The 24,885-nt window shown below is 72.4% G+C and carries 19 protein-coding genes and 1 tRNA gene; 6 read left to right on the forward strand and 14 right to left on the reverse strand.

Annotation, left to right across the window (positions count from 1 at the left end; translation table 11 throughout):
- Positions 1–21: 21 nt before the first annotated feature.
- A complete protein-coding gene (locus A6R01_RS07145) occupies positions 22–1,653 on the reverse strand; it encodes a GMC family oxidoreductase N-terminal domain-containing protein (protein ID WP_292604780.1) in 1,632 nt (543 codons plus the stop codon).
- A gap of 188 nt (positions 1,654–1,841) precedes the next feature.
- Here A6R01_RS07145 and pdxY point away from each other — a divergent pair, with 188 nt between their 5' ends.
- Complete coding sequence (pdxY, locus tag A6R01_RS07150; RefSeq protein WP_292604781.1) at positions 1,842–2,693, forward strand: pyridoxal kinase PdxY; 852 nt, start codon at positions 1,842–1,844, stop codon at positions 2,691–2,693.
- Between the two features lie 215 nt (positions 2,694–2,908).
- Here the strand turns inward: pdxY and A6R01_RS07155 are convergent.
- Both A6R01_RS07155 and A6R01_RS07160 read right to left on the reverse strand, forming a co-directional pair.
- A tRNA-Thr gene (locus tag A6R01_RS07155) sits at positions 2,909–2,984 on the reverse strand.
- A gap of 49 nt (positions 2,985–3,033) precedes the next feature.
- Entirely contained in the window at positions 3,034–3,747 is a 714-nt protein-coding gene (locus tag A6R01_RS07160; RefSeq protein WP_292604782.1) for an SDR family oxidoreductase, read from the reverse strand.
- A gap of 83 nt (positions 3,748–3,830) precedes the next feature.
- On the opposite strand from A6R01_RS07160, the gene A6R01_RS07165 reads away from it, so the two are divergent.
- Both A6R01_RS07165 and A6R01_RS07170 read left to right on the forward strand, forming a co-directional pair.
- The gene (locus tag A6R01_RS07165) at positions 3,831–5,612 is read left to right on the forward strand and encodes a glycoside hydrolase family 13 protein (RefSeq protein WP_292604783.1); all 1,782 of its coding nucleotides are present in this window, start codon (positions 3,831–3,833) and stop codon (positions 5,610–5,612) included.
- A gap of 30 nt (positions 5,613–5,642) precedes the next feature.
- Positions 5,643–6,842, forward strand: coding sequence for a DUF4032 domain-containing protein (locus A6R01_RS07170; RefSeq protein ID WP_292604784.1), 1,200 nt, complete (start codon positions 5,643–5,645; stop codon positions 6,840–6,842).
- 107 nt (positions 6,843–6,949) lie between these two features.
- Here A6R01_RS07170 and A6R01_RS07175 read toward each other — a convergent pair whose 3' ends face one another.
- The 7 genes from A6R01_RS07175 to A6R01_RS07205 form a co-directional block, all read right to left on the reverse strand.
- The gene (locus A6R01_RS07175; RefSeq protein WP_292604785.1) at positions 6,950–7,519 is read right to left on the reverse strand and encodes a hypothetical protein; all 570 of its coding nucleotides are present in this window, start codon (positions 7,517–7,519) and stop codon (positions 6,950–6,952) included.
- A gap of 63 nt (positions 7,520–7,582) precedes the next feature.
- Positions 7,583–9,181, reverse strand: coding sequence for a hypothetical protein (locus A6R01_RS07180; RefSeq protein WP_292604786.1), 1,599 nt, complete (start codon positions 9,179–9,181; stop codon positions 7,583–7,585).
- Between the two features lie 81 nt (positions 9,182–9,262).
- Positions 9,263–9,397 carry a hypothetical protein gene (locus A6R01_RS07185; RefSeq protein WP_292604787.1) on the reverse strand — a complete coding sequence of 45 codons (135 nt, stop codon included), beginning with the start codon at positions 9,395–9,397 and terminating at the stop codon, positions 9,263–9,265.
- Positions 9,394–10,104, reverse strand: a complete 711-nt coding sequence (locus tag A6R01_RS07190; RefSeq protein WP_292604788.1) for an ABC transporter ATP-binding protein — start codon at positions 10,102–10,104, stop codon at positions 9,394–9,396. The genes A6R01_RS07185 and A6R01_RS07190 overlap by 4 nt, the downstream gene beginning before the upstream one ends.
- Entirely contained in the window at positions 10,101–10,985 is an 885-nt protein-coding gene (locus A6R01_RS07195) for an ABC transporter ATP-binding protein (protein ID WP_292604789.1), read from the reverse strand. The genes A6R01_RS07190 and A6R01_RS07195 overlap by 4 nt, the downstream gene beginning before the upstream one ends.
- The gene (locus tag A6R01_RS07200; protein ID WP_292604790.1) at positions 10,975–13,014 is read right to left on the reverse strand and encodes an ABC transporter permease; all 2,040 of its coding nucleotides are present in this window, start codon (positions 13,012–13,014) and stop codon (positions 10,975–10,977) included. Before A6R01_RS07200 ends, A6R01_RS07195 begins: the two co-directional genes overlap by 11 nt.
- Positions 13,014–14,519, reverse strand: coding sequence for an ABC transporter substrate-binding protein (locus A6R01_RS07205; RefSeq protein ID WP_292604791.1), 1,506 nt, complete (start codon positions 14,517–14,519; stop codon positions 13,014–13,016). Before A6R01_RS07205 ends, A6R01_RS07200 begins: the two co-directional genes overlap by 1 nt.
- Positions 14,520–14,733: 214 nt before the next feature.
- Here A6R01_RS07205 and A6R01_RS07210 point away from each other — a divergent pair, with 214 nt between their 5' ends.
- Positions 14,734–17,031 (forward strand): arylsulfatase, encoded by a 2,298-nt coding sequence (locus A6R01_RS07210; protein ID WP_292604792.1) that lies wholly within the window; start codon positions 14,734–14,736, stop codon positions 17,029–17,031.
- 5 nt (positions 17,032–17,036) lie between these two features.
- Positions 17,037–17,681 carry a TetR/AcrR family transcriptional regulator gene (locus A6R01_RS07215; protein ID WP_292604793.1) on the forward strand — a complete coding sequence of 215 codons (645 nt, stop codon included), beginning with the start codon at positions 17,037–17,039 and terminating at the stop codon, positions 17,679–17,681.
- An 18-nt stretch (positions 17,682–17,699) separates the two neighbouring features.
- Here the strand turns inward: A6R01_RS07215 and A6R01_RS07220 are convergent, their stop codons facing one another.
- The 4 genes from A6R01_RS07220 to cysS form a co-directional block, all read right to left on the reverse strand.
- Positions 17,700–19,178 (reverse strand): ABC transporter substrate-binding protein, encoded by a 1,479-nt coding sequence (locus tag A6R01_RS07220; RefSeq protein ID WP_292604794.1) that lies wholly within the window; start codon positions 19,176–19,178, stop codon positions 17,700–17,702.
- Between the two features lie 170 nt (positions 19,179–19,348).
- Positions 19,349–21,013: a metallophosphoesterase gene (locus A6R01_RS07225; RefSeq protein WP_292604795.1), complete on the reverse strand. Its 1,665-nt coding sequence runs from the start codon at positions 21,011–21,013 to the stop codon at positions 19,349–19,351.
- Positions 21,014–21,017: 4 nt separating this feature from the next.
- The gene (gene rlmB / locus A6R01_RS07230; RefSeq protein WP_292604796.1) at positions 21,018–21,959 is read right to left on the reverse strand and encodes a 23S rRNA (guanosine(2251)-2'-O)-methyltransferase RlmB; all 942 of its coding nucleotides are present in this window, start codon (positions 21,957–21,959) and stop codon (positions 21,018–21,020) included.
- A gap of 66 nt (positions 21,960–22,025) precedes the next feature.
- A complete protein-coding gene (cysS, locus tag A6R01_RS07235; RefSeq protein WP_292604797.1) occupies positions 22,026–23,405 on the reverse strand; it encodes a cysteine--tRNA ligase in 1,380 nt (459 codons plus the stop codon).
- A gap of 115 nt (positions 23,406–23,520) precedes the next feature.
- Here cysS and A6R01_RS07240 point away from each other — a divergent pair, with 115 nt between their 5' ends.
- Positions 23,521–24,741 carry a peptidase C39 family protein gene (locus tag A6R01_RS07240; RefSeq protein WP_292604798.1) on the forward strand — a complete coding sequence of 407 codons (1,221 nt, stop codon included), beginning with the start codon at positions 23,521–23,523 and terminating at the stop codon, positions 24,739–24,741.
- Positions 24,742–24,885: the final 144 nt, after the last annotated feature.

Raw genomic sequence — 24,885 nt, forward strand, 5'->3', positions numbered from 1 at the left:
ACGTCGTCCTCCGCTGCGTGCTCAGCCGCGACCGAGGACCAGGTCGGCCCCGCGCTCGCCGATCATGATGGCCGGGGCGTTGGTGTTGCCGCCGGTGATGCTCGGCATGATCGAGGCGTCGCACACGCGCAGCCCCTCCACGCCCCTGACCTTGAGGTCCGGGGTGACCACGGCGGTCTCGTCGACGCCCATCTTGCAGGTGCCGACGCCGTGGTAGACCGAGGTCGCCCGGTTGAGGATCGCCTGGCGCAGGTCGGAGCCCTGCAGCGAGCGGCCGGGGTGGATCTCGTCCTTGATCGCGCCCTTGAAGGCCGCGCCGTTGAAGATCTCGCGCACCAGCTCCGAGCCCTCGGTGAGCAGGTCGAGGTCGGCGGACTCGGCGAGGTAGGCCGGGTCGATGAGCGGGGTGGCGGTCGGGTCGGCCGAGGCCAGCCGCAGGGTGCCGCGCGACTTGGGGTAGATCAGCGTGGTGAGCACGGTCAGCGCCGGGCGCGGGTCGACGTCGTGGCGGATCGGCTCGTCCTGGTTGGGCGAGACGTAGGACCACGGCAGCAGGTGCAGCTGCAGGTCGGGCACGTTGTTCGTCGCCTGGCTGGTCTTGAGGAAGGCCAGGACCTCGAAGACCGAGTTGGCCAGGAACGTCGAGCCCGGGCGGGCGACCTCCTTGGCCACGCCCTTGGCGAAGAACCACGCGTTGCCGCGCATCTTCGAGGTGGTCGCGTGGAAGGTCATCGCGTGGAACATGTGGTCGTGCAGGTTGTCGCCGACCGGGAGGTCGGAGACGACCTCGATGCCGTGGTCCTTCAGGTGCTGGGCGTGACCCACGCCCGAGAGCATCAGGATCTGGGCGGAGCCGACGAAGCCGGCGGCCAGGATGACCTCCTTGCCCGCGCGGATGGTGCGCTCGGAGCCGTCCTTGTCGCGGACCCGGACACCCGTGGCGCGACCGTTCTCGATGACGACCTTGGTGACGAGCACCTGGGTCTGGACCTCGAGGGTCGGCGGGGCGAGGTGGTGGATGTAGCCGCGGGCCGAGGAGTAGCGCAGGCCGTCGGCGGCGTTCTGCTGCATCCGCCCGACGCCCTCCTGGGAGGCACCGTTGTAGTCGTCGAGGATCTCGCAGCCGGTGGCGTCCGCGGTCGCCTGCAGGAACTGCAGCGATCCCTCCTGCGGGGTCTTGTTGACCGTGACCCGGATCGGGCCGCCCTCGCCGCGGAACTGGTCGGCGCCGCCCTCGTAGTCCTCCATGCGCTTGTACGCCGCGTTGACGGTGTCGGCGTCCCAGCCGGTGCAGCCCTCGGCGGCCCAGGAGTCGTAGTTCGCGCGGTTGCCGCGCACGTAGACCATGCCGTTGACCGAGCTCGAGCCGCCGAGCACCTTGCCGCGCGGGACCGGCATCTTGCGGTCGAGGATGTGCTTCTGCGGCACCGAGTAGTAGCCCCAGTCGTTGAGCTTCTTGATCTCGGGGACCGCGTGCATCGGGCCGATCATGCCCGGCTTCTTGGTCAGGAACTTCTCGTCGGACTTGCCCGCCTCGAGCACGATGACCTTCGCGCCGGACTGGGCGAGGCGACCGGCGATGGTCGCGCCGGAGGAGCCGGAGCCGACGACGACGTAGTCGGCCTCGTTGGAGTAGGGAGCCTTCTTGGCCATGGGGTGCACCTCGCGCTTGCTGGGACCGACATACCGACGGAATGTGTCGGCGCTCACCCTACGCCAGAACTGGAACCTGTTCTAGTCCGTCTGATCCACTCGGTCGCCCGAGACCTTCGCCTCCGGTGGTCGAGCAGCCGAGGAGCGCCGGCGACGAGGCGGGCGTCGAGACCACCGATACTGGCCGCATGCGCGTGCTCTCCATCCAGTCCTCGGTGGCCTACGGCCACGTCGGCAACTCCGCAGCCGTCTTCCCGCTCCAGCGTCTGGGCCACGAGGTCTGGCCGGTGCTGACCGTGCACTTCTCCAACCACACCGGGTACGGCGCCTGGCGCGGGCCGCTCCTGGACCCGGCCGACGTGGCCGAGGTGATCGCCGGCATCGAGGACCGCGGGGTGCTCGGCACGGCCGACGCGGTGCTGTCGGGCTACCAGGGCGACCCGGCCGTGGGCGGGGTCGTGCTGGACGCGGTGGCGAAGGTCAAGGAGGCCAACCCCGAGGCGCTCTACTGCTGCGACCCGGTGATGGGCGACGTGGGGCGGGGCATGTTCGTGCGGCCGGGCATCCCGGAGTTCATGCGCGACACCGTCGTACCCGCTGCGGACGTGGTGACCCCCAACCACTTCGAGCTCGACTTCCTGGCCGGCACCACCACCCGCACCCTCGACGAGGTCCTCGACGCCGTCGACGTCGTGCGCGCACAGGGTCCCCGGCACGTGCTGGTGACCTCGGTGCTGCACGACGAGGTCCCCGACGGGCACCTCGAGGTCGTCGCGGTCTCCGACGAGGGCGCCTGGGCGGTCACCACGCCGCTGCTCCCGATCACGCCCAACGGCTGCGGGGACGTCACCGCCGCGCTCTACCTCGCGCACCTGCACGAGACGGGCTCGCCCGCCGAGGCGCTCTCCCGCACCACCGGCACCGTCTTCGCCGTCCTCGAGGCGACCCTGGCCTCCGGCCACCGCGAGATCCGCCTCGTCGACGCCCAGGAGCACATCGCCACTCCCCCCACGACCTTCACGCCCCGCCGCCTGCGCTGACCGCCGAACCGTCACTCACGCACGCCCGAACCGTCACTCACGCACGCCCGAACCGTCACTCACGCACGCCCGAGACGTCGCTCACGCACGGCGGAGACAGCGCCGGGAGCGGACCGGAGGGCCTGCCGTGAACCCCTCTCACGCCACCCTCGCCAGTCGCCTGGAGGTCTCGTGGCTCAGCGCTGGCGCGCTTCGCACCTCGACCGGCGGAGGGGTGGAGCCGGTGACAGGAGTCGAACCCGCGACATCCTCTTTACAAGAGAGGCGCTCTACCAACTGAGCTACACCGGCGATGCCCAGCACAGCCGGGCGCGGCGATCCTAGTCGCGCGAGCAGGACCTCAGCCCATGCCCCCGTCGAAGGCGACGACCGAGCCGGTGATCATCCGCGCCTCGGCCGAGGCGAGGTAGACGATCGAGGAGGCGATCTCGTCGGGAGTGATGGCGGCGCCGGGGAGCATCATCAGCAGCCGGTCCTGGACGCGGGCGTCGAGGTCGACGGGGTACGACGCCGCGACGCCGTCCACGAGCGGGGTCGCCACGGTGCCGGGGCAGACCGCGTTGACGCGGATGCCCTCCGGCGAGAGCTCGAGCGCCAGCGCCTTGGTCAGCTGGGTGAGCCCACCCTTGGCCGCGGAGTACGCCGCGGAGTACGGCTGCGGGATCCGACCGGCCACCGAGGAGACGTTGACGATGTTGCCGCCCGCGGCCCGCAGGTGTGGCAGCGCCGCCTGCATCAGGAAGAACGGCCCCTTGAGGTCGATGTCGAGGGTGCGGTCGAAGACCTCCTCGGTGACGCCCTCGAAGCGGCCGAACTGCACGACGCCGGCCACGTTGGCCAGCACGTCGATGCGACCCGACGCTGCGCAGGTCGCGATGGCGGCGTCGACGGCGTCCTTGGAGCCGACGTTGCACTCCACGTAGGTGACCCCGTCGGGCACGGTCGGGGCGATGTCGAGCCCGAACACGGTGTCCCCGAGGTCGCGGAAGCGCTCGGCGGTGGCGAAGCCGATGCCCGACGCGGCACCGGTGACGACGACGACTCTCTCACTCACGCCCGGAATCTAGAACACGTTCTAGTCTCGCGGCAACCACTGCCCCCTGTCCCGGGCGGCGCGGGGTCGGGGAGCATGTCGCCATGAGCCTCCTCCACGAGCCCCACCACGACGGCTCCCCGCTCTACCTCGACACCGAGACCCCGGCGCTGGACAGCACGGTCGGCGTCCGGGTGCGGACCCGCGGCGACGAGGTCGCGCAGGTCTGGCTGCGCACGACGTACGACGCCGAGCCGGTCTTCCACGAGGCCCGGTCGGCCCACGACGGGGACACGACGTGGTGGCACGCCGACCTGCTCGTGCACAGCCCGGTGACGCACTACCGCTTCCTGCTCGTCCTCGTCGACGGCAGCCAGCAGTGGCTGACCGCCGCGGGGCTGGTCGACCACGACGGCCCGGACACCTTCGACTTCCGCGTCAGCACCCACGCACCCGCGCCGGCCTGGGGCCGCGAGGCGGTCGTCTACCAGGTGTTCCCCGATCGCTTCGCACGCAGCGCCGCGGCCGACGACCGCCCCACGCCCGCCTGGGCGGTCCCGGCCGCCTGGGACGACGAGGTCGTCTTCGAGGGCAGCGACCCGCGGACCCCGCTCCAGCTCTTCGGGGGCGACCTCGACGGGGTGACCGAGCACCTCGACCACGTGCAGGCCACCGGGGCGACGGTGCTCTACACGACGCCGGTCTTCCCCGGCGAGAGCAACCACCGCTACAACGCCTCCACCTTCGACCGGGTCGACGACCTGCTCGGCGGCGACGGCGCCTACGCCCGCCTCTCCGACGCCCTCCACGACCGCGGGATGCGGCTGCTCGGCGACCTGACCTCCAACCACACCGGCGACACCCACGAGTGGTTCCAGCAGGCGGTCGCCGACCCCGAGGCGCCCACCCGCAGCTGGTACTGCTTCCGCCCCGACGGCCACTACGAGACCTGGATGGGCCACCACACGCTGCCCAAGCTCGACCACACCAGCGCCGACATGCGCGCCGCGATGGTGGAGGGCCCCGACTCGGTCGTGGCCCGGTGGATGCGCCCGCCCATCGGCCTGGACGGCTGGCGCATCGACGTCGCCAACATGACCGGCCGGCTCGGCGCGGTCGACGTCAACCACGACGTGGCACGCGCCGTGCGGCGTACCGCCGAGGCCGAGCGTGCGGACGCCTGGGTCATCGGCGAGCACAACCACGACGCCTCGACCGACCTAGACGGCGACGGCTGGCACGGCACGATGAACTACTCCGGCTTCTCCTGGCCGGTGTGGTCGTGGCTGCGCGACCCCGACTCCCCCGCCCGGGCGTTCGGCCGACCGGTCCCGGTGGCCCGTCGCGGCGGCCCGCTGGTGCAGCGCACCCTGCGCGAGTGGCTGGCCCGCTACGGCTGGCGCGCCACCTGCCAGTCGTGGAACATCCTCGGCTCCCACGACTCCGCCCGCATCCGCACCGTCACCGGCTCGGCGGTGCTGCACCGGGTCGCCGCCGGCCTGCAGTTCACGCTGCCCGGTGTGCCGATGCTGTTCGCAGGCGACGAGATCGGCCTCGAGGGCGTCGTCGGCGAGGACTCGCGCCGCCCGATGCCGTGGCACCGCCGCGAGCAGTGGGACGAGCAGACCCTGGCGACGTACGCCGCCCTCGCCTCGGCCCGCGCCGCGCACCCCGCTCTCGTGCACGGCGGCCTGCGCTGGGCGCACGTCGACGAGGACTGCCTGGCGTTCCTGCGCGAGCACCCCGACGGCGACGTGCTCGTCGTGGCCCGACGGGCGCCGGGCGAGCCGCTGGACCTCGACCTCCCCCGCGAGCCCGAGCTGATCCTGTCCACCGAGCCCGACGGCTCGACGGACGGGCCGTCGGTCACGCTCTGGCACGTCTGAGGTGGCGCGCGGGGGCGTACGCTGCCGCCCATGCGGATCGTCGCCGCGCGCCCGGACCCCGACCTGGTGCGCCTGCCCTGGTCGACCCCGCTCGAGGAGTGGGGCGACGACGTCGTGGTGCCGCTCCCCCGCGGGCTCTCACGGCACGTGGTGCGGATCGTGCGCCAGGGCGGGCGCGTGTACGCCGTCAAGGAGACCGTCGAGGACATCGCGTTCCGGGAGTACCGCACCCTGCGCGACCTGCACCGCATGGGCCTGCCCGCCGTGGTGCCCCTCGGCGTCGTCACCGAGCGCACCGATCCCGACGGCGAGCCGCTGCCCGCCTGCCTGCTCACCGAGCACCTGCGCTTCTCACTGCCCTACCGCAGCCTGTTCAGCCACGGCGCCACCGCGCAGAACCTTCCCTCGCTCGTCGACGCGCTCGTCGTGCTGCTCGTGCGGCTGCACCTGGCCGACTTCTACTGGGGCGACGTGTCGCTGTCGAACGTGCTGTTCCGGCGCAGCGCCGGCGGATTCGCGGCGTACCTCGTCGACGCCGAGACCGGTGAGCTGAAGGACCAGCTCTCCGACCGGCTGCGCGAGCACGACGTCACCGTCGGCACCGAGAACGTCTTCGCCGAGCTGCTGGACCTGCAGGCCAGCAACGCCGTCGCCGGCGAGGTCGAGGCGCACGACGTCGTGGAGCTGCTGCAGCGCAGGTACGACGAGCTGTGGGGCGAGCTGACCGGCCAGGAGGAGTTCTCCACCGAGGAGATGTGGCGCATCGGCCAGCGCATCGAGCGGCTCAACGAGCTCGGCTTCGACGTGGAGGAGCTCGACATCGTCACCGACCTCGACGGCGACCGGGTGCGCATCCAGCCCCGGGTCGTGGAGCTCGGCCACCACCGGCGCGAGCTGCAGGGCCTGACCGGGCTCGACGTGGAGGACGCACAGGCCAGACGCCTGCTCAACGACCTGGCGTCCTACACCGCCCACCACGACCTGGGTCGCGAGGACCGCGGCATCGTCGCCTCACGCTGGCTGACCGAGATCTACGAGCCGGTCACCTCGATGGTGCCCGCGCACCTGCGGGGGCGGCTGGAGGCCGCGGAGTTCTTCCACGAGGTGCTCGAGCACCGGTGGTACCTCTCCGAGCGCGCAGGCCACGAGGTCGACATCTTCGAGACCGCGCAGGACTACATCGACACCGTGCTGGGCTCCAAGCCCGACGAGGCGCTCGCCGCGGAGTGACCCTCGCTGGTCGGCCAGCGAGCGCAGCGAGCCTCGAGACCCCAGCAAGGCTCACGAGGTCTCGAGGCTCGTCGCTGGCGCTCCTCGCACCTCGACCGACGGAGCGATCAGGGCTTGCAGACCCGGCAGGGGGTGAGATGGGCCGCGTCGGGCCCGGCGGGGCGCAGGTCGTCGCGGTGGGCGATCAGCGAGCAGTCGCGGCGGTGCAGGGTGGTGCCGTCACCGGCGACGACCGGCAGCGCGGCGGCGTCGGTGGCCGGCGCGGAGACCGCGGCGGCACGCGAGGTGACGTCGGCGAGCACCAGCAGGGTGTCGGCCAGGCGCTTGGAGGACTCGCGGCCGTCGTCGGCGATGCGGGCCAGCCAGGCCCCGAAGTAGAGGAACCCACCGGTGAAGGTCAGGCCCAGGCCGAGCAGGCCGCCGGAGACCAGGTAGGAGATCTGGTCGTACTCGTACGGCGTGTTGGCCGCGCCGTACCACCCCAGCACGATCACCACGAGCCCCAGCGGCAGCAGCACGGCGCCGGCCCAGAAGAGCACAACCTGCAGCAGCTTGTAGTGGTTGTTGACCAGCGGGGCCGCACCCGAGCCGCTACCCCGCGAGCCGGCGCGCGGCATCGCGGCGCCGGCGCCGAGGCGGGACCCGGAGGCGGGGGCGGAGACGGTGGTGTCGGTCATCGAGGACTCCGTTTCGGACGGTGTGGCGAGGTGGGGGTGACGAGGGGTCGGTGGAGGGGGCGGTCAGGCCTTGCGGAGGTCCGGCAGACCGGACTCCAGGCCGTGGGCGCAGCTGACTCCGCCGCCGAGGGCGAGCAGGCCGAGCCGGCGCAGGTAGGACCCGAGCACGGTGGCGGCCAGGATGCCGCCGAAGAACAGCGCACCGGGGATGGAGAAGAGCTCGGGCAGGCCGGCTCCGACGGGGCCGGCGTCGGTGAGGGCGCCGTCGTCCCCGATCGCGGGCTCGCCACCACCGGCCGGGGCCGGGTCGCTGGCGGGCAGGTCGCCGCCGCCGAGGTCTCCGCCACCGGTGCCGGTACCGGTGCCGGTGCCGGTGTCGACCGGGCTGGTCGGGTCGTTGTCGGCGTCGCCCGGCTCGACCTCGGGGATCTCGATCTCCGGGCTGGTGTCGACCACCGCCGAGGCGTTGCCCAAGGTGATGACGAACTTGGGGGCGAGGTTCAGCGCGGCGCCCAGCAGGCTCTTGAGCTGGCCGGCCTCCTCCGGGAACGGCAGCCCGGCGATGGCCTCGGCGATCGCGTCGATCGGCAGCCCGCCGTTGACCAGCTGGGTGCGCAGGACGCCGGCGTCGATGACGACCTGGAGGCCGCCGACGGCGACGGTGCCCTTGTCACCCTCGCGCTCCTCGGTCGGCTGGGGCAGCAGCAGCTGGATCCCGAGTGCCTCGAGCGCCTGGTTGGGGTCGGCCGGCAGGCCGGGCAGGTCCTGCGGGGTGCCGGCGGCCTCGAAGCCGTCGGAGCCGTAGCGGAACTTCTGGCCCGCGATGGTGAGCGTGCCGTAGTCGGTGACGCCCTTGACGGTCGCCTTGGCGCCGTCGCTGGTGGTGCGGGCGGTGGAGACGAGGCCGTCGAGGGTGATGATGCCGCCGAGCAGGCTGACCTCACCGACCACCGACCGCGAGACGGCCTTGACCCGCTCGATGCCGTCGTCGTCGGTGCTGCGGGTCACCGTCGAGCTGGCGCCCACGCCACCGAGGTCGATCACCGCGGCGAGCTGGGCCGGGATCGGGCACTCGACCTCCTCCTCGGCCGCCTTCGCGCCGCCCTTCTGGCCCTTCTGACCAGTGGTCGACAGCGCGCCGCCGGTCAGCGTGGTCACGGTCTGGTCCACGGTCGAGGACAGCGCCTGGCCGAGGCCGGGGATACCGGGGAACGGCAGGTCGGGCAGACCGGGCAGGCCTGGGATCGGACCCTCGTCCTCGCCGCCCTCGCCGCCCTCGCCCTCCTCGGCCGGGGCCGCGTCGGGCTGGCCCAGACGGCAGTCGGTGGAGTAGCCGGCCAGCGCCGTGGTCTTCTCCGCCGAGGCGCTGGTGCGCGAGATGCTGCCGGGGAAGTCCTCGCTGGACTCCGACTCCGGGCCGGCCGGGTGGTTGGAGTTCACCTGGACCGGGTAGCCCTGCTCGGCGATCGGGCCGGCCAGCTCGGGCGGGAGGCCGAGGTTCTCGATGATGGTCTTGAAGCCCTGGCCGACCGCGTCGCCGGGCCAGAAGTACGACGCCCGGCCGCGCGAGGTGGAGGAGTCGGCCTTGACGTTGGAGTAGCCGAGGTTGAGCTCGGCCTGGGGGCTGGCCGGGATCGGGATGGTCGGCTCGTAGATCTCCACGCGCACCGGCGTCGCCGTCGTGGTGGCGGCGTACCCGGCGAACTCCGGGTCGGCGGCGCGCAGCGGCGAGCCGGTGGCCGCCTAGACTGCCGAGGGAGCCGCCGGGGCGGCAGTGCCGGTGGTGACCGGCAGCGCCAGCGACACCAGGGCCGCCGCCGCGAGACCGGCGCCCAGGCGGGCCGCCGGGCGGGTGGAAGTGGTGCGTCGGCCGCTCATGCGGCACCTCCCAGGATGACGTCGGACATCGTCTCGAGGATCTCCCCGGGCTCGCCGGTGGCGACCACACGGCCACCGGACATGACGGCGGCGTAGTCGGAGATCTTCAGCGCCGTGCGGGCGAACTGCTCGATGCACAGGATGGAGACGCCGGTCTCGGTGATCCGACCGACGGTCTCGTAGAGCTCGTCCACGATGAGGGGCGCGAGCCCCATGGACAGCTCGTCGAGCAGCAGCAGCGCCGGGTCGGAGGCCAGCGCCCTCGACATCGCGACCATCTGCTGCTCGCCGCCCGACATGGTGCCCGCGAACTGCTTGCGGCGCTCCTTGAGCCGGGGGAAGTAGGCGAAGGCGGTCTCCAGCACGGCCTCGGCCGGCACGCCGGCGTACGACATCAGCAGGAGGTTCTCCTCGACCGTGAGGTTCGGGAAGACCGAGCGTCCCTCGGGGATGGTGCACAGCCCGAGCCGGGCCAGCTCCTCGGGCCCGGAGGCCTTCACGTGCACGCCGCCGAGGTGGATGTCGCCCGAGGTGGGCTTCTTCTGCCCGGAGATCACCTTGACCAGCGTGGACTTGCCGGCACCGTTGGGCCCCAGCAGCGCCATCACCGCCCCCTTGGGGACGACCAGGTCGACGCCGCGCAGCACCTCGATGCGGCCGTAGGCCGCGTGCAGGTCGACGACCTCGAGGATCGGTACGCCGCTCATGCCTCGGCTCCTTCCCGGACCGCCGGGATGACGAGTGTGTCGTCGGTCACAACCGGCAGGTCGGTCCTGGTGTGCCCGTCCGCGTCGCCGTCCTCGTCGGAATAGCCGAGGTAGGCCTTCTGGACGGCGGGGTCGCGACGAATCTCCGCCGGGTCGCCGGAGGCGATGATCGAGCCGAAGTCGAGGACGTGGATGGTGTCGCAGACCGCCATCACCAGGTCCATGTCGTGCTCGACCATGAGGATCGCGCGGCCCTCGGCGGCCAGGTCGCGCAACAGCTCGCCGAACGCGTCGGTCTCGGTCTCGTCCAGGCCCGAGGACGGCTCGTCGAGCAGCAGCAGCTTCGGGTCGCCGGCCAGGCAGCGGGCCAGCTCGAGCAGGCGCGCGGTGCCGGTGGGGATGGAGTCGGCGCGCTCCTGGGCGTACGCCGCGATCCCGACCCGCTCCAGCAGCGCGTCGATGTTCTTCCCGTGGCCCCCGCCGGGCAGCAGGCCCGCCAGCGCACCGCGGTGGATGTCCGCGGCGACCCGGACGTTGTCGCGCACCGACAGCGACCCGAAGGCCTCCAGGCGCTGGAACGTGCGGCCCATGCCCCGCTTCGAGCGCCGGTGCACCGGCATGGACGTGACGTCCTTGCCCTGGAACCGGACCTTGCCCCGGGTCGGCTTCTGCAGCCCGCTGATCACGTTGAAGCAGGTGGTCTTGCCGGCGCCGTTGGGCCCGATCAGGCCGGTCACGGTGCCGGGGTCGGCGGTGAAGCAGGCCTCGTTGACGGCCGTGACACCACCGAACTGGACGACCACGTGGTCGACCTCGAGCAGCGGCCCGCCGCGCACGTCGGCGCGGTGGCCGCCCCCGCTGGGGACAGGACTACTGGACACCGGCGGTCTCCTTCCGGCCTTCGGTCCCCTCGGGACCTGCCTGGTGGGACGCACCGCCGAGACCGACGGTGTCGAGGGTGGCCTCGGCGTGCGCGTTGGCGTCCTGCTCGGCGCGGGCGTGCTCGCGCATCCCCCCGAGGGACCCGCCGGGCACCGGCAGCACGGGTATCCGCTCGCGGATGCGGTTGCCGAAGCGGCGGTCGAGGAGGTGGCCGAGGCGGAAGAGCTGGTTGGCCAGGCCGTTGGGGTCGCGGGCCAGCAGGATCGCGCCGACGGCGATGACCACGAAGAACAGGCCGGCGATCTGGGGGTAGTCGGCCTGGAGGACCGGCAGCATCATCAGGCCGATGCCGCCGAGGGCGGCCCCGGTCACCGAGGTCACGCCGAAGACCACCGCGAGCAGCAGCAGGGTGAAGGACCCGAAGAACTGGAACTCCGCCGCGCCGACGGTGCCGCGGAGCCCGGCGTACAGGGCGCCGGCGACGCCGGCCATGCCGGCCGAGACCGCGAAGAGCCCGACGCGGAACCACCGCTGGTCCAGCCCGAGGGTGCCGCAGGCGGCAGGGCTGTCGCGCAGGGCGACGAGCATGCGGCCCAGCGGTCCCGCGCGGACCACCAGCAGGCCCAGGCCCATCACCACGAAGAAGAGCGCCATCACCCAGACGTAGGCGCTGGTGGACTCGACCTGGAAGGTGAGGATCGAGAGCCGCTCGGCGTTGAGCGAGCCGTTGAAGCCGAACGCGAAGTCGGCCTGGAAGATCATCTTGTCCATGATCACCGCGAAGGCGAGCGTGGCCAGCGCGAGGTAGAGACCGGTCAGCCGGATCACCGGCAGCGCCACCAGGGCCCCGACGCCGGCGGCCACCAGGCCGGCCAGCAGCACGCCGACCAGGTTGGGCTGGTCGAGCTTGACGTAGGCCAGCGCACCGACCCCGACGAAGGTGATCTGGGCGAGCGAGACGTGCCCGCCGTACCCGGTGAGCAGCACCATCGAGAGCATCACGATCGCGTACGTCGCCGCCGTCCCGACCAGCAGCAGGTTGGCCTCGCTCATGCCGCTGGCCAGCAGCATCACGCCCAGCAGCAGGGCGCCGGACCAGCCCAGCGCCTTGAAGGGGCTGGGCAGCGGCGCGGACACGATGCCCTTGACCTGACCGATGCGCAGCTGCGCCTGCGGCATCGCGATGATCACGGCGAAGAGGAACAGCGCCGGCACCACGTTGCGCACGGAGTTGAGCAGGCCCTCGGTGGGCAGGTAGCCCGAGGCGTAGGAGGTGATCAGGCCCAGCGCCATCGCGCCGACGAAGGTGAGCGGGAGGTTCTTCAGCCGACCGAGGATCGCGGCGGCGAAGGCGTTGATCACCAGCAGCAGCAGGGCGTAGTAGTCCAGGCCGATGGTGGAGACCAGCAGCACGCCGGCCAGGGCGGCCAGGGAGGTGCCGATCGCCCACGAGAGCGCCGCGACCCTCTCCGGCTGACCGCCGAAGAGCTTGAGCAGCTCGGGGTTGTCGACCGAGGCCCGCATGGCGGTGCCGATCCGGGTGCGGTTGAGCAGGACGTACAGGCCGACGGCCACCACGAGGGACAGGGCGATGGTGAGCACCTGGTGGGCGGTGATGAAGAAGCCGAACATCTCGAAGGAGGTGCCGGCGAAGAACGGCTGCACCGAGCGCGCCTCGGGCGGCCAGACCTGCTGGGCCAGGCCCAGCGTGGCCACCAGGATCGCCACGGTCACCACCAGGGAGACCGAGACGGGCGCGTCACCGAGGTCGCGGGCGACGAAGCGCTGGAGGAACCATCCGATGCCCGGCGCCACCACGAACAGCACCAGCGCCAGGGCGAGCAGCGTCGGCATGCCCTGCCGGACGCTGAAGTCCCAGAAGACGAAGGACAGCAGCATGCCCAGCGCGCCGTGGGCGATGTTGAACACCCGCGTCGTGGAGTAGGTCAGCACCAGTCCGGAGGCCGCGATGGCGTAGGCCGCCCCCGAGACCAGTCCGAAGATGGTGAAGGCGAGGAACGAGCTCATCAGGAGACCTCCGTGATCCCTGCGCAGGTGTACTTGGTGCCTCCGATCGGCACCCACGTGCCGCCCTTGACCTGCACGAAGCGCCAGCACTCGCCCGTGCGCTTGGGACCGACCTCCTGCGGGCTGTGCATGCCGTTGGCGGTCCACTTGGTGACCCCGCGCATGGCCTGGACCAGCGCCGGTCGGGTCAGCTTGCCGCCCAGCTTGCTGGCCTGCTCGACGAAGAGGCGGGCCGCGGACCAGGCGAAAAGGCCGAAGAAGTCGGGGGTGGCGCCCGGCTTCGTCTGCTGCAGCCACTGGAGGTAGAGCTGCATCTCGGCGTTGCTCGCGGCCTCCTCGAACGGGACGAAGTTGATGAAGGCGACCGTGCCCTCCGCGGCGCTGCCGGCACCCTCGAGGTAGTCGGGGTGGTAGGCGGTGGGGTCGACGACGTAGACGTCGGGCTTGTAGCCCTGCTGCTGCATGGTCTGCGCGAGCCGGACGTACTGCGGGACGCCGCCCAGGAACTGCACGTGGCGGGCGCCGTTGTCCTTGAGGCCCTGGACGTAGGGGGCGTAGTTGAACTCGGCGGTGTCGACGCTCTGCTCGTAGACGAACTTCATGCCACGCGCCTTCATCGCCTTGGGCTGCAGCCGGCCGTTCTCACCGGCCGCACCGGCGTTGAGGTAGACCATGGCGGCCTTCTGCGCGGCCTCGGGGAAGGTTTTCTTCAAAAAGTCGGGCACGGCGTTCTGGAACTGGGTGGCCACCGTGGACTGGGCGCCGAAGCAGGTGTCGCACGAGGAGCGCGCACCGGTCACCGCGGTGGAGCGGATGTCGGGGATCCCGCAGTCCGCGGCGGTCTTGGCGCCGCCGGAGTCGAAGGCCGACATCGAGCCGACGGCGGCGAAGACGTTGTCGCACATGTCGACGTAGTTGCGCTGGTCGGCGCTGGCGTCGGTGCGGCTGTCGTAGTTCTTCAGCGCCAGCGACCGGCCGCAGATGCCGTCGGGGTTGCTGCGGTTGTAGTAGGCCACGAACGCCTTCACCGCGTCCTGCGCGGACTCGAACAGGCCCGGCACCGGACCGGAGATGTCGGAGGCGTTGCCGATGGTGATGGTGTCGTTGCTGATGCCGGTGGAGTTCTTGAACCCGTCGCAGCTGCCGGTCGGGATCGGCTCGTCGGAGCCGCCGTCGGGCGAGGAGCCGCTGCCCGACCCGCCGCCCGAGCTGCTCCCGGAGCCGGAGGAGCCCGAGCCCGAGGACCCGCTGCCGGAGGTGCCGGCGTCCCCGCCGGTGGAGCCGTCGACCGAGCCGGTGGTGCCGCCGTCGGCGCTGATCACCTCGCCGTCGGCCCCCACGACGACCCCGCCGGAGCCGACCGTGCCACCGCCGGCGACGGCCACCTCGTTCGGGTCGAGCTGGGAGCCGCAGGCGGCCAGGAGCAGGGCCAGGCCCGACGCGGCGATCGTCAGCGACGTACGACGGGCGCGGGGGGCGAAGCGGGGGGACCGCACGACGGTCACCGGACCTCCTGAGGGTGAGAACTAGAACGTGTCCTACTGGGTAACGATCGCCACATCGGAAGGTGACGCGACACACACATGCAAAGGTGTGGCGCCCCCGGCCGTATAGACCGTCTCGACAGGTGGAACACGTTCTAGTTCTTCACAGTCGTACGGCCGGATCAAAGTGTCAGACGACTGACAGAACGGCTCCGGCGGTCCTACTGTGCCCGTCATGAGCCACCTGCCGCCGCAGCACGTCGTCGACTCCGCCCTGGACTCCCAGTCCCGCCCGGTCCCCTACCCGCGCCCCACGGAGGGTGCCCCGAACGTGCTGATGATCGTGCTCGACGACGTCGGCTTCGCGCAGCTCGGGTGCTTCGGCTCGGGCATCTCGACCCCGCGCATCGACGAGGTCGCCGACGGCGGACTGCGCTACCAGCGCTTCCACGTGACCGCGGTCTGCTCCTCGACCCGGGCCGCGCTGCTCACCGGTCGCAACCACCACGCGGTCGGCATGGGTGTCACCGAGGAGGCGGCTCTCGGCTTCCCCGGCTACACCGGCCGCATCCCGCGCAGCGCCGCGACGATGGCGCGGCTGCTCAAGGACACCGGCTACAACACCATGGCGGTCGGCAAGTGGCACCTGGTGCCGCGCACGGAGACCTCCGCCGCGGGCCCCTTCGACCGGTGGCCGTTGGGCGTCGGCTTCGAGAAGTACTACGGCTTCCTCGGCTCCGAGACCAGCCAGTGGGCGCCGGAGCTGGTCCGCGACAACCACCACGTCGAGGCGCCGGCGACCCCCGAGGAGGGCTACCACCTCACCGAGGACCTCGTCGACGAGACGATCCGGATGATCCAGGACCAGCAGCAGGCGACGACCCGCAAGCCGTTCTTCGCCTACCTGGCCACCGGCGCCGCGCACGCACCGCACCAGGTCGCCCCGGAGTGGGTCGAGCCCTACCGCGGCGCCTTCGACCACGGCTGGGAGGCCTACCGCGAGGAGGTCTTCGCCCGCCAGGTCGCCGCCGGGGTGGTCCCCGAGGACACCGTGCTCACCCCTCGCCCGTCGTGGGTGCCGGAGTGGTCGACCCTGTCGGAGGACCAGCAGCGGCTCTACGCCCGCTACATGGAGGTCTTCGCCGGCTTCATGACCCACACCGACCACCACCTCGGGCGCCTCTTCGACTTCCTCGAGGAGATCGGGGTCGCCGAGGACACCGTGGTGATGATCCTGTCCGACAACGGCGCGAGCGCCGAGGGCGGACCGACGGGCACCCCCAACGAGGCCGCGGGCTGGGTGGGGCTGCAGGCCGACGAGGAGACCGCCCTCGGCCAGATCGAGGACCTCGGCGGGCACGACGCGTCCAACCACTACCCCTGGGGCTGGGCCTGGGCCGGCAACACCCCGCTGCGGCTGTGGAAGCGCTACTCCTGGCTCGGCGGCGTGCGCGCCCCGCTGGTGCTGCGCTGGCCGGCCGCGGTGCCCGACCCCGGCGCCGTGCGGGGGCAGTTCACCCACGCGGTCGACCTCTTCCCGACCATCCTCGAGGCGGCCGGGGTCGCCCTGCCCGAGGCGGTGGACGGCGTGAGCCAGCAGCCCGTCGACGGCGCGTCTTTCCTGGCCAGCGTGCGCGACGGCGCGGCGGAGGAGCACCGGAGGATGCAGTACTTCGAGATGATGGGCTCGCGCAGCCTCTACCTCGACGGGTGGAAGGCCGTCACCGACCACGTCGCCAACCAGTTCGGCGAGCGCGACCACGTCGAGGGCAGCTTCGACCACGCCACGGACCGCTGGTCGCTCTTCGACCTCTCCACCGACTTCTCCGAGCACCGCGACCTCGCCGCCGAGCACCCCGAGCTGGTACGCCGGATGGAGGGGCTGTGGTGGGCCGAGGCGGGTCGCAACCAGGTGCTCCCGCTCTTCGAGTTCCCGAACTCGATGTTCCACCTGCACCCCGGGGAGTTCCCGCCCCCGCAGGAGGCCACGTACCGACCCGGCGGCTCGCCGGTGATCGAGCCGATGCTCCCGGCGGCCGGGGCCGGCTTCTCGCTGCGCGCGCACGTCGACGTGCCGGACGGCGGCGCCGAGGGCGTGCTCGCCGCCATCGGGGACTCCCAGGGCGGCTGGGGCCTCTACCTCCTCGACGGCCGTCCCACCGCGTGCTTCGCGCTGCTCGACCACACCGACGTCGTGCGGTCGGAGACAGCCGTCCCCGCGGGCAGCCACGTGGTGGGGCTGGACTTCCGTCCCGCCGACGCCGACGGCCCCCAGCGACTGGACCTCTCCATCGACGAGGAGGTCGTCACGACCGGGCCGGTCCGCGGCACGTTCTTCCTCCCCCAGCTGTCCTCGGCCGCCGTGGGGCTGACGATCGGCCACGACCGCGGCCTGCCGCTGTGCCCGGACTACGCGACCCCCTTCGCCTTCACCGGCGAGCTGGACCGCGTGGTCATGCGCAGCGGTGCCGCCGCGACCTTCGAGGTGCCGACCGCGGAGAAGCGGGTCCGGGCCGCCATGTCCGGGGACTGAGGCCGGTGACCTCCGCCCCGACCTCGCCCGGTCGACGCGAGCGGCACAAGCGGACCACCCGCCAGGCGCTGGAGGAGGCCGCGCTCGTGCTCTTCGCGCGCGACGGCTTCGACGCCACGACCGTGGAGGCGATCGCCGAGCGCGCCGAGGTCTCGCCGCGCACCTTCTTCCGCTACTTCGCGGCCAAGGAGGAGGTCCTCGACATGGGGTGGGCCGAGCGCCGCGAGCGCCTGGCCCGGCTCGTGCGCGAGGCCCCGGCCGTCGCCGACGACCTCGCCGCCGCGGTGGCAGCACTGGAGGGCATCGCCGTCGACTTCGAGGCCGAGCGGCACCGGGTCGTGCTGCGCGCGGCCGCCGTCGCGAGCTCCTCGGCGCTGCGCGGGCGCACCGCCGACACCCTCACCGCCTGGGAAGCCACGCTGGCCGAGGGACTGGCCGCCCGGCGCGGTCTCGACGTGCCCGACGAGGAGGCCGGGGTGGCCGCCGCCGTCGCGGTGGCGCTGTGGCGCTGGGCGATCCGCCGGTGGGCTGGGTCGGCCGGGTCGGCCGATGCCGCGACGGACCCGGTCGAGCCGCGCGGCGACGCGCCCGTCGGCGTACCCCTGCGGGAGCTGCTGCGGCGCGCGACCGCCCAGCTGGCCCAGCGCTGAGGTCTGCCCCGCGGCCGGTCAGCTGACGGTGGTGATGCCGTTGCAGGTGTACTTCGTGCTGCCGAGCGGGACGAACTTGCCGCCCTTGACCTGGATCAGCCGGAAGCACTCGCCGGTGCTCTTGGGGCCGACCCGCTGCGGCGCGTGCAGGCCGTTGGCGGTCCAGTTGTCGGTCTTGCGGATCGCGTCGATCAGGCTCTCCCGGGAGAGGTCGCCACCGAGCTTGGCGGCGGTCTCGACGAAGAGCCGCGCGGCCGACCAGGAGAAGACCCCGAAGAAGTCCGGGGTGGCGCCGGGCTTCGTCGCCTGCAGCCAGTCGAGGTAGAGCTTGGTCTCCGGGCTGGTCGAGGCCTCCTCGAAGGGCACGAAGTTCATGTAGATCGTGACCCCCTCGACGTCCTTGCCGCCCTGCTCGAGGAAGCCCGGCTCGTACGCCGTGGGGTCGATCATGAACACGTCGGGGTCGTAGCCCTGCTGGGTCATCGCCTGCGCGAGCCGCACGAACTGCGGGATGGCGCCGGTGATCTGGACGTAGCCCACGCCCTCGTCCTTGAGCTGCTGGACGTAGGGCGCGTAGTTGAACTCCGAGACCTCGATGCCCCGCACGACGGTGAACCGCATGCCGCGCTTGGTCATCGCCTTGGGCTGGAGCTGGCCGTTCTCGGCGGCGGCGCCGGCGTTGATGTAGAGCGACGCGGCGTTCTGCGCGGCGTCGGGGAAGTTCTTCAGGACGTGGTCGGCGACGACGTTGTTGACCTCGCCGGCGATCGTGGACTGCGCACCGAAGCAGGTGGCGCACCGCTGACGCGGACCGGTCACACCGGCCGAGCGCAGGTCCGGCAGCCCGCACTGCTCGGTGACGGCCGCGCCGCCGGAGTCGAAGGCCGACATCGAGCCGACCATGGCGAAGACGTTCTCGCAGGCGTCGGCGTGGTTGCGCTGGTCGGCCGGGTCGTCGGTGCGGGAGTCGTAGTTCTTCAGCACCAGGGTGCGACCGCAGATGCCGTCGGGGTTGGACTTGTTGAAGTAGGCGACGAAGGCCTTCGTGGCGTCCTGCGCCGACTCGAAGAGCCCCGGCACGGGGCCGGAGATGTCGGAGGAGTTGCCGATGGTGATCGTGGTGTCGGTGATGCCGGGGCCGTTCTTGAAGCCGTCGCACGAGCCCGCCTTCACCGGCGGGCCCTCTGGGCCGGCCTGCGGACCGCCGGAGTCGTCGCCCTGCGGAGCGGAGCCGGTGTCGCCGCCGGAGCTGGAGTCGGTGCCCGAGCCGGTGTCCGTGGTGGTGCCCGTGCCGGAGCCGGTGTCCCCGGAGGTCACCGTCCCGTCCTCGCCGACGGCGACCGGCTGGCCGTCGGCCCCGACGACCACGCCGCCGGTGCCGGTGGTGCCGCCCGCGGCGACCACGTCACCCGGGGCGAGCTGGGAGCCGCAGGCGCTGAGCAGCAGCACGGTGAGCGCGACGGAGGCCGTCGCGAGCCGGGAACGGGACCGGGACACCGGACCTCCTCGTGGACGCGTTACCCCCTCAACGACCCACGGGGGGCGAGGTGACGCAGGTCACGAGAACAAGTTCTAGTTACGTTCCCACCCCGCCGAACCGGCTTACTGATGCGCCGGCTCGGCAGGACAGGCACGTCGAACCGGCGTATTGATGCGCCGGCTCGCCGTCAGTCGATGTCGTCGCCGGGATCGGCCGGGCCGCCGGAGCGCGACGGGCCGGTCGCCGGGCCCGAGTCGGGGGCGCGGGTCGGCGTCGGGAGCTCTGTGTCGGCACCCGGCTCCTCGGGCCGCGTCAGCTCGACGTACTCCCCGACGTCCCAGCGGCCGTTGGTCTGCAGGAACACCCCCTGCAGGCCGACCGGTCGCCCGTCGGCGTACGTGACCAGGGTGACCTGGGCCTCGCGGCGCGGCTTGCTGCCCAGCGCGAAGGCGTACGCCGCGCCGCCGGTGGTGCCCATCGTGTAGCGGTAGCCCACCTGCCCGTCGGGTCCGGTGATCGCCTCCGGGCCGTCCTCGACGTGCAGGTGCCCGCCGATCACGAGGTCGGCGCAGCCACGGGTGAGCGTCTCGGTCGCGAGGTTCACGTCGTGGACCAGGACGGTGCCGACCGGCTCGCCGTCCGCCGCGGCCTCGCAGGCGACGTCGGCGAGCCTGCCGCCGACCTCCTCGAAGGACAGCCCGGTCTCGTCGCGCCAGCTGCCCAGGCCGCTGGAGCGAGGGTCGGCCACGCCCAGCAGCGTGCTGCCGCCGGGGCCGTCGACGACCTCGCCGTCGAGCATCGTCCACCCGTGCTCGGCGAGGTAGTCGGCCACGAAGTCGCCGTTGTCGTGGTTGCCGGCGACGCCGAAGCGGTCGTAGCCCTCGAAGGCGGCGCTCACCGAGTCCAGCGAGAAGGCCTCCCAGGTGGAGCCGGTCGAGGTGTCGTCGCCGCCGTCGTAGACGGCGGTCGCGCCCACCCGGTCACCGACCGCGCGGGCGACGCGGTCCATGCCGATGTTGTCGTGACGGTCGGACACGAACACGACGGTCGTCTCGCCCTCCTCGGGCATCCGCAGGTCGAGGTCACCGGCCTCCTCGGCGGCGTCGGCGTAGAAGCCGCGGGACTTCTCGTAGGTGTTGACCGCGCTCTCGACCAGGCGTCGGGTCTGGTTGGTCGTGACGTCGCCCCGCACCTCGACCCCGCTGAGCTCCGCGGGGACCGGCACGTCGTCGCCGAGGAACTGCTCGAGCGTGACCCAGCTCCGGGCGTCGTCGACCCGTTCGACGTCGGGCGTCCACGGCTGCCACCACGCGACGCCGACCGCCACGCCCGCGGTCATCGCGAGGGCGCCGCGCCGGCTCGGCAGGGCGCGCAGCAGCTCGCGACGCCGGCGCGGACCCACCAGCACCCACACCAGGACGGGTACGGCGCCGGCCGCGGCGCCCCGGAGGGCGGCCTGGGTCGCCATGTCGGTCACGGCCTCGCGCACGCGCGCCTGGGCGCCCTCGGGGCTCGACGCGATCACGGCGTAGCGGTCCACGAGCTCGGGGGTGCTGCGGGCGTCGGTCTTGCCGAGCGTGATGTCGACGCCCAGCGGGGCGCCGGAGTCGATGCGCAGGTCGGGCAGCACCGGCCCCGTGCGCACCACGACGTGCCGGTCCAGCGTCGGCCGGACGACCGCGTCGTGGCTGGCCAGCGTCAGCTCGCGCGACGAGCCGAGGAAGAGCGTCAGCCCGGCCAGGACCGCCAGCCCCGCCCAGGCACCGAGCAGCGCCAGGCCGTGCAGCCCGCGACCGGTGTGGTGCCAGAGCGTGCGTGGGGGGCGGTCCGCCCCGGGGTCGGCGGCGGTCATCCGGTCAGTCCCGGGCCCTCGCCACGGCGTACAGAGCGACGCCGCAGGCGACACCGGCGTTGAGCGACTCCACGGAGTTGACCATCGGGATCGAGACGAGCATGTCGCAGGTCTCCGCGACCAGGCGGGAGAGCCCGTCGCCCTCGGAGCCGACGACCAGCACGAGCGGCCCGTCGGCGAGGTCCATCGCGGGCAGCTCGACGTCACCGTCGGCGGCCAGGCCGACGACCATGCAGCCGGCGTCCTGGTAGGCCTTGAGCTGGCGGGTCAGGTTGACCGTCTGGGCGACCGGGATGCGCGCGGCCGCACCGGCGCTGGTCTTCCACGCGGCGGCGGTCATGCCCGCGGCCCGACGCTCGGGGATCACGACGCCGTGGGCGCCGAACGCGGCGGCGCTGCGGACCGCGGCGCCGAGGTTGCGGGGGTCGGTGACGGAGTCGAGAACGACGATCAGCGGCTTCTCGCGCTGCTCGGCGGCGAGGGTCAGCAGGTCGTCGGGGTGGGCGTACTCGTAGGCCGGGATGCGCGCCGCGATGCCCTGGTGGACCGCACCGTTGGTGAGCCGGTCGAGCTCGTAGCGGCTCACCTCGAGCAGGCTGACCCCGCCGTCCGCGGCGAGCTGGAAGGCCTCGCGCAGCCGGTTGTCGCGCTCGGTGCCCTCCGCGACGTAGAGCGCGTTGACCGGCACGCCCTCGCGCAGCGCGTCGACGACCGGGTTGCGCCCGGCGATCCACTCGTTGTCGTTGGTCTTCTTGCGGGGGCGCTGGCCCTGGGCCCTCTCGGCGCGCTTCGCGGCCTTGTGGGCGGCGTGGTACGGGCGGTCCTTGGCCTTCGGGGTCGGCCCCTTGCCCTCGAGCCCGCGGCGCACGCGCCCACCGGACCCGGCGGTCGGGTTGCCCTTCCCCGTCTTCTTGATCGCGCCCTTGCGCTGTGAGTTTCCAGCCACGTCAGTGTCCTATCCGGTGGTCGAGCAGCGAGGAGCGCCAGCGACGAGCGGGCGTCGAGACCGCCATCAGGCGAGGCTCCACTTCTGTCCGTCGGGGGTGTCGGTGATCTCCACGCCGGCCTCCTTGAGGCGGTCGCGGATGGCGTCGGAGGTGGCGAAGTCCTTCTCCGCCCGGGCCGTGGCCCGCTGCTCCAGCAGCCCGGAGACGAGGGCGTCGACGACGGCGCTCATCCGGTCGTCGCCACCACCGGTGGGACCCCAGGCGGGATCGGCGGGGTCGAGACCGAGCACGGCGAGCATGGCGCGGACGGCCGCCGCGTGCCCGGTCGGGTCGGTGGCCTTGTTGCCCTCGCGGACGGTGTCGAACAACACGGCCATCGCGGCCGGGGTCCCGAGGTCGTCGTCCATCGCGGCGGCGAAGGCGTCGGGCACCTCGCCGGGCTCGACGGCCCCCGCCCGCTCCAGGAACGCCTCGATGCGCTGGAAGCCGGTCGCGGCCTCCTCGAGGGAGTCGAAGCTGAACTCGACGTGGCTGCGGTAGTGCGCGGCGACGAGGTAGTAGCGCAGCTCGATGCCGCGGAACCGCTCGAGCACCGAGGGGATCAGCAGGCTGTTGCCGAGGCTCTTGGACATCTTCTCGCCGGCGGTGGTGATCCAGGCGTTGTGCATCCAGTACGACGCGAAGCCATGCCCCGCGGCACGCGACTGGGCCAGCTCGTTCTCGTGGTGGGGGAAACGCAGGTCGACGCCGCCGCCGTGGATGTCGAAGGCCTGGCCGAGGTACTTGCCGGCCATCGCGGAGCACTCGATGTGCCAGCCGGGGCGACCCGGGCCCCACGGGCTCGGCCACGCGGCGGTCTCCGGCTCGGTCGCCTTCTTCCACCCCTTCCAGAGGGCGAAGTCACGCGGGTCGCGTTTGCCTCGGGGGTCGGCGTCCTCGGCCGCCTCCATGTCGTCGATGCGCTGGTGGGTCAGCTCCCCGTAGGAGGGCCAGCTCCGCACGTCGAAGTAGACGTCGCCGGAGCCGTCCTCGGCGGCGTACGCGTGGCCCTTCGCGATGAGGTGCTCGATCAGCTCGAGCATCTCCGGGACGTGCCCGGTGGCGGCCGGCTCGTAGGTCGGCGGGAGGACGTTGAGCGCGGCGTAGGCCGCATCCAGCTCGCGCTTCATGTCGTAGGCGAGGTTGTACCAGGGGCGGCCCTGCGCGGCGGCCTTGGTCAGGATCTTGTCGTCGATGTCGGTGACGTTGCGGATGAACGACACCTCGAGGCCGCGGTGGGTCAGCCAGCGCCGCAGCACGTCGAAGTTGACGGCGCTGCGCACGTGGCCGACGTGCGGCTCGGACTGCACGGTGAGACCGCAGACGTAGACACCGGCCTTCCCCTCCTCGAGGGGTGCGAAGTCACGGACCTCGCGGGTCGCGGTGTCGTACAGCCGGATGCTCACCCCTCCATCGTAGGGACGCGCGGCGCACGGGGCCGAACCCGCGCGTGCGTGACGTGCGTGGCGCCCTCCCGCTCGACCTGTGACTGGTGTGACGGGAGTGACGTACCCTCGTGCGGTGCGTCGCCTGCTCCCCGCCCTCGTGCTCGCCCTGGTCGTCCCCTGGGCCCCGGTCGTGGTGACCTCGGGCGCCCCGGCCGAGGCCCGCTCGGCCTCGAAGATCCAGAGCGACCTGACCGGCTGGACCGGCGAGGAGCTCGCCGGCGGGCGCACGGCCGGCACCGTCGTGCGCCGGGGCCGGGTGTTCCTCAAGAGCCCGGCCACCACGACGCGCATCGACGGCACGACCTACGACGTGGGCCGCTGGGTCTCGCGCTGGAAGCGCCCCGGCTTCGCCTTCACCGAGTTGGTCGCCTCGTGGGAGGCCAAGACGCCCGGCGACTCGCTCGTCGAGGTCGAGGTCCGCGGGCGGGACGCCTCGGGACGCAAGAGCTCGTGGGACAGCCTGGGTCGCTGGTCCTACGGCGACAAGTACTTCTCGCGCACCAGCCTCGGCAGCCAGGACGACGACCTCGCGCGCGTCGCGACCGACACCTGGCGCACGGCCTCCGCGGCCGGCCTGGAGCGGTGGCGGCTGCGGGTCTCGCTGCTGCGGCGTACCGGTGCGAGCACCAAGCCGCCGAGCCTGGGCCACGTCGCCGCGACCACCTCGCGCCGCCCCTCCAACAGCCCGTCGACCTCCAAGCCCGGCAAGGTCGCGCGCGCCGGGGGCGCCGTGCTCGACGTCCCGCGCTACAGCCAGATGGTCCACGAGGGGCACTACCCGCAGTGGGGCAACGGCGGCGAGGCGTGGTGCTCGCCGACGTCGGTGTCGATGGTGCTCGGCTACTACGACGCGCTGCCGAAGGAGAAGGACTACTCCTGGGTCCCCGAGGGCCACACCGCGCCGTGGGTCGACCACGGCGCGCGGATGACCTACGACCACGGGTACGACGGCACCGGCAACTGGTCCTTCAACGTCGCGTACGCCGCCCGGCTGGTCGGCCGCGCCGACGTGTCCCGGCTCCCGGACCTGCGTGCGGTCGAGCGGCTCGTGGCCGACGGCGTGCCGGTGATCATCTCGATCGCCTTCGGTGCCGGCGAGCTCTCGGGCGCCCCGATCTCCTCCTCCAACGGCCACCTGCTCGTGGTCGTCGGGTTCACCGCGGACGGCGACGTGGTCGTCAACGACCCGGCCGCCGACTCCCCCGCCGGTGTCCGCCGCACCTACGACCGGGCCCAGCTCGAGCGCGCCTGGCTGGACGCCTCCACCGGCACCGCCTACGTCCTCCGCGACTGACGACCCTGCCGAGAGGTCACTCGCGCACGAACCAGAGGTCACTCGCGCACGGCCCAGAGGTCGCTCGCGCACGGCCCAGAGGTCGCTCGCGCACGGCCCAGAGGTCGCTCGCGCACGGCCCAGAGGTCACTCGCGCACGGCCCA

The sequence above is a fragment of the Nocardioides sp. REDSEA-S30_B4 genome, from assembly GCF_001627265.1.
In the GTDB taxonomy this organism is placed as follows: domain Bacteria; phylum Actinomycetota; class Actinomycetes; order Propionibacteriales; family Nocardioidaceae; genus Nocardioides.